The sequence below is a fragment of the Pseudoalteromonas sp. Z1A6 genome (assembly GCF_011378745.1).
In the GTDB taxonomy this organism is placed as follows: domain Bacteria; phylum Pseudomonadota; class Gammaproteobacteria; order Enterobacterales; family Alteromonadaceae; genus Pseudoalteromonas; species Pseudoalteromonas arctica.
The window spans coordinates 1-4,980 of the sequence record NZ_WTKW01000304.1; the positions used below are offsets into that span (position 1 = coordinate 1).

3 protein-coding genes are annotated in these 4,980 nt (G+C 39.7%); all 3 read left to right on the forward strand.

The annotated features are described in order from the left end of the window. Positions 1–117: 117 nt before the first annotated feature. Genes GQR46_RS15900 through GQR46_RS15910 form a run of 3 tightly spaced genes read left to right on the forward strand, consistent with a single transcriptional unit; the run spans position 118 to position 4,889 of the window. Positions 118–2,040 carry a PrkA family serine protein kinase gene (locus GQR46_RS15900; protein WP_010553401.1) on the forward strand — a complete coding sequence of 641 codons (1,923 nt, stop codon included), beginning with the start codon at positions 118–120 and terminating at the stop codon, positions 2,038–2,040. Positions 2,041–2,071: 31 nt separating this feature from the next. Further along, a complete protein-coding gene (locus GQR46_RS15905; protein ID WP_165741448.1) occupies positions 2,072–3,355 on the forward strand; it encodes a YeaH/YhbH family protein in 1,284 nt (427 codons plus the stop codon). Positions 3,356–3,374: 19 nt separating this feature from the next. Continuing rightward, on the forward strand, positions 3,375–4,889 hold the full coding sequence (locus tag GQR46_RS15910; protein WP_165741450.1) for a SpoVR family protein: 1,515 nt from the start codon (positions 3,375–3,377) through the stop codon (positions 4,887–4,889). Positions 4,890–4,980: the final 91 nt, after the last annotated feature.

The following is a 4,980-nucleotide window of genomic DNA, read 5'->3' on the forward strand; positions in this document are numbered from 1 at the left end:
CTTTTAGTAACATGATCTTTTTTCACTTAAATTTTTAATTTTATTGCACAAAAATACAGATTCGTGACTAGACTTTAAAAGGTAAGCACCTTTTTACAGCGGGTTTCGGAGGTTATTATGACGATTTTTGAGCATTACCAAGCACGATACGAAGCGGCACAGGAAGAAGAATACAGTATCGCTGAATTTCTTGAGATTTGTAAAACCGATAAGTCTGCCTACGCCAGCGCACCAGAACGCCTACTCATGGCAATTGGCGAACCAAACATGGTAGATACCGCAACGGATGCACGACTAAGCCGGTTATTTTCTAATAGAGTAGTTGCACGCTACCCTGCCTTTGCTGATTTTTATGGTATGGAAGACGCCATTGAGCAAATAGTCTCTTATTTAAAACACGCAGCCCAAGGGCTTGAAGAATGCAAACAAGTGCTTTATTTACTTGGGCCTGTTGGTGGGGGTAAATCATCCATTGCTGAAAAACTAAAATATTTAATGCAACAAGTGCCTATTTATTCAATTAAAGGCTCTCCGGTAAACGACCATCCTCTTGCATTATTTGACCCAATAGAGGACGCCGACGTACTTAAGCAAGAATACGGTATTAAACCGCGCTACTTAAAAACCATTATGTCCCCTTGGGCTGGCAAACGCTTAAAAGAATTCAATGGTGATATTAGCCAGTTTAGAGTGGTTAAGCGCTACCCCTCAATTTTAAACCAAATAGGCATTGCCAAAACCGAACCAGGAGATGAAAACAACCAAGATATTTCGGCGCTAGTGGGTAAGGTCGATATTCGCCAGCTTGAGCACTTTGCCCAAAACGATCCTGATGCATACGCCTACTCTGGCTCTTTATGTTTAGCTAACCAAGGGCTGATGGAATTTGTAGAAATGTTTAAAGCACCTATTAAAGTGCTGCATCCTTTACTTACCGCAACACAAGAGGGTAACTACAACGGCACAGAAGGCATTAGTGCTCTGCCCTTTAATGGCATGATCCTCGCTCACTCTAATGAATCTGAGTGGCAAACTTTTAAAAACAATAAAAACAACGAAGCATTTTTAGACCGTGTTTATATTGTAAAAGTACCTTACTGTTTACGTGTAACTGAAGAAATTAAAATTTACGACAAATTACTTGAGCACAGCGAGCTATACAACGCGCCATGCGCACCAGGTACACTTAAAACATTGGCGCAATTTACGACGCTATCACGTTTAAAAGAGCCAGAAAATTCAAGTATCTATTCAAAAATGCGGGTATACGATGGCGAAACTCTAAAAGACACCGACCCTAAAGCAAAATCGTATCAAGAGTACCGTGATTACGCAGGTGTTGATGAAGGCATGACGGGGCTCTCTACTCGCTTTGCGTTTAAAATTTTATCCCGCGTGTTTAACTTTGATACCACTGAGGTTGCTGCAAATCCGGTGCATTTGTTCTATGTGCTTGAGCAACAAATAGAGCGCGAACAATTTTCAAGCGAAATAGAAGAGCGCTATTTAAGCTTTCTAAAAGGCTATTTAATTCCGCAATATGTAGAGTTTATAGGTAAAGAACTGCAAACCGCTTATTTAGAATCGTATTCAGAATACGGACAAAACATTTTTGACCGTTATGTTATTTATGCAGACTTTTGGATACAAGACCAAGAATATCGCGACCCTGATACGGGACAACTATTTGACCGTGAGGCACTTAATGCCGAACTTGAAAAAATAGAAAAGCCAGCAGGTATTTCTAACCCTAAAGATTTCCGTAATGAAATAGTGAACTTTGTATTGCGTGCCCGTGCGCATAACAACGGTAAAAACCCACTATGGACAAGCTACGAAAAACTACGCACGGTGATTGAGAAAAAAATGTTCTCTAATACCGAAGATTTACTCCCCGTAATTTCGTTTAATACTAAAACGTCTGCTGAGGATCAGCAAAAGCACGAAGACTTTGTGAACCGTATGGTCGAAAAAGGCTATACACAAAAACAAGTTCGCTTGCTTTCTGAGTGGTATTTACGGGTTAGAAAATCGCAATAACCTTCATAGTCGTAGTATATAGGAGGTCAATATGGCGCATTTTATAGATAGGCGTTTAAACGGAAAAAATAAAAGTACGCTTAATCGCCAGCGCTTTATTAGGCGCTATAAAAAGCAAATTAAAGAAGCGGTTTCAGATGCGATTAACAAGCGCAGCGTTACCGATTCAAGCTCTGGTGAGAGTATTTCTATTCCACAGCGCGATATCAGCGAACCCACGTTTCATCAAGGGCAAGGCGGGAATAGAGAACAAATTCACCCTGGTAACGATCAGTTTTCTACAGGTGATAAAATTGAGCGCCCTACAGGCGGACAAAGCGGCGGTGCCGGTGAAGGTGACGCCAGCGATTCGGGCGAAGGGCAAGATGAATTTGTATTTTCGATATCAAAAGATGAATACCTTGATTTACTGTTTGAAGATTTAGAACTTCCTAACTTACGAGAGAACCAGCTTGATAAGTTAGTGCAAATGAAAACCCATCGCGCAGGGTTTTGTAGTGATGGTATGCCTAGCAATATTGATATTGTCCGCTCATTACAAGGCTCGCTTGCACGGCGTGTTGCCATGAGTGCAGGTAAAAAACGCCGTTTAAAAGAGCTCGAAGAACAACTTGCTCTGCTGCTTGCTGGTCCACATAACGATAAAGCGGCAATTGCTTTATTACAAAAAGAAATTGCAGCATTAAAAGTGCAAATTAAGTCGGTTCCATTTATTGATAACTACGATTTACGTTTTCGTAATTACGAAAAGCGCCCTCACCCCACCAGCAAAGCCGTGATGTTTTGTATTATGGATGTGTCAGGCTCAATGGATCAGCCAACAAAAGACATGGCAAAGCGTTTTTATATTTTGCTCTATCAATTTTTAACGCGCAGCTATAAAGACATTGAAGTTGTTTATATTCGCCACCACACACAAGCAAAAGAAGTAGACGAGCAAGAGTTTTTTTATTCCCAAGAAACTGGCGGCACTATTGTTTCAAGCGCTCTTAAATTAATGAACGAAATAATAAAAGAGCGTTACCACGCAAATGAGTGGAATGTATACGCCGCACAAGCCTCTGATGGCGATAACTGGGCGGATGACACGCCGCAGTGTGGTGAAATTTTGCGTAATAAGCTTTTAAGCGCAGTACGCTATTTTGCTTATATTGAAATAACCACTCGTGCTCATCAAAGCCTATGGCGCGAATATGAATCTATAACACACAGCCATAATAATTTCGCCATACAGCATATTCAAAGCGTTGAAGATATTTACCCAATTTTTAGGGAGCTATTTAAAAAAGGTCGTCAACAGCAAAACTCTGCATAGCCAAAAGCGAGGTAGCATTATGAATGATAAACGATTGAGTGATGGCCCAGATTGGACCTTTGATTTATTAGATGAGTACCAAAGTGAAATTGCCCGTGTTGCAGAACATTACAGATTAGACACCTACCCTAATCAAATTGAAGTGATAACCGCAGAGCAAATGATGGATGCTTACTCAAGCGTTGGCATGCCTATTGGTTACAGCCATTGGTCTTACGGTAAAAAGTTCATTCAAACAGAGCAAAATTATAAGCGCGGACAAATGGGTCTTGCTTACGAAATAGTGATAAATTCAGACCCTTGTATTGCGTACTTAATGGAAGAAAATACCTTACCTATGCAAGCGCTTGTAATGGCGCACGCATGTTACGGACATAACTCATTTTTTAAAGGTAATTACTTATTTAAAACCTGGACCGATGCTGGCTCAATTATTGATTACTTGGTATTTGCTAAAAACTACATAAGCCGCTGTGAAGAAAAGCACGGTATTACACAAGTAGAAGCCCTGCTCGACTCATGTCATGCATTAATGAATTACGGAGTCGATCGCTACAAACGTCCACAACAAATATCGTTATTTGAAGAACAAAAACGCCAACAAGAGCGTGAAGACTACCTTCAATCGCAAGTAAATGAATTATGGCGGACTATTCCTGAGCAACAGCAAGAAACCAAAAAGAAAGTACGCCATTTTCCTTCTGAACCCCAAGAAAATATTTTGTATTTTATTGAAAAAAATGCCCCATTACTCGATTCTTGGCAACGTGAAGTTATACGTATTGTTCGTAAAATTTCGCAATACTTTTACCCACAAAAACAAACTCAAGTAATGAACGAAGGCTGGGCAACATTTTGGCATTACACCATCCTTAATCACTTATATGATGAGGGAAAGCTCACCGACTCTTTCATGTTAGAGTTTTTACAAAGCCATACCAACGTAGTTTATCAGCCACCTTATAACAGTAAATATTATTCAGGCATTAACCCATATGCTTTAGGCTTTAATATGATGGTGGATATTCGCAGAATATGTGAACACCCAACTGAAGAAGATAAACGCTGGTTTCCTGAATATGCAGGCAGTAATTGGCTAGATACACTGCATTTTGCAATGGAAAACTTTAAAGATGAGAGTTTTATTAGCCAGTTTTTATCGCCTAAGTTAATTCGTGATTTTAAATTATTTACTATTATTGATCATACTAATAATCCCCATTTAGAAATTGGCGCAATACATAACGACAACGGCTATAAAGCTGTAAGAGAAGCGCTCTCAGCGCAGTACAACTTGAGTAATCATGAGCCTAACATTCAAGTATATGACGTTGATATTAGAGGTGACCGTTCACTAACCCTACGCTACGTACCTCATAACAACATTCCTTTAGCAAACTCGCACGAGGAAGTACTTAAGCATCTTTACAGGTTATGGGGCTTTAAAGTAAAACTAGAGAAAGAGTCAAATTCTGGTGAGGTTTCAATGATTGGTCAATGCCCAATAGATGACTCTCGACACACAACACAATAATGAAGGGCAATACAATTTTCATACTGATTGGGTTTGCTCAGCAGGTTATGAAAACACGGTATTATTTAACCCTAAATTCTGGATATAAAAA

Excerpts from the sequence above, each read along its gene's own strand:
- GQR46_RS15905 (WP_165741448.1), top strand. The coding sequence starts at position 2,072 with ATGGCGCATTTTATAGATAGGCGTTTAAACGGAAAAAATAAAAGTACG.
- GQR46_RS15900 (WP_010553401.1), top strand. The coding sequence starts at position 118 with ATGACGATTTTTGAGCATTACCAAGCACGATACGAAGCGGCACAGGAA.
- GQR46_RS15910 (WP_165741450.1), top strand. The coding sequence starts at position 3,375 with ATGAATGATAAACGATTGAGTGATGGCCCAGATTGGACCTTTGATTTA.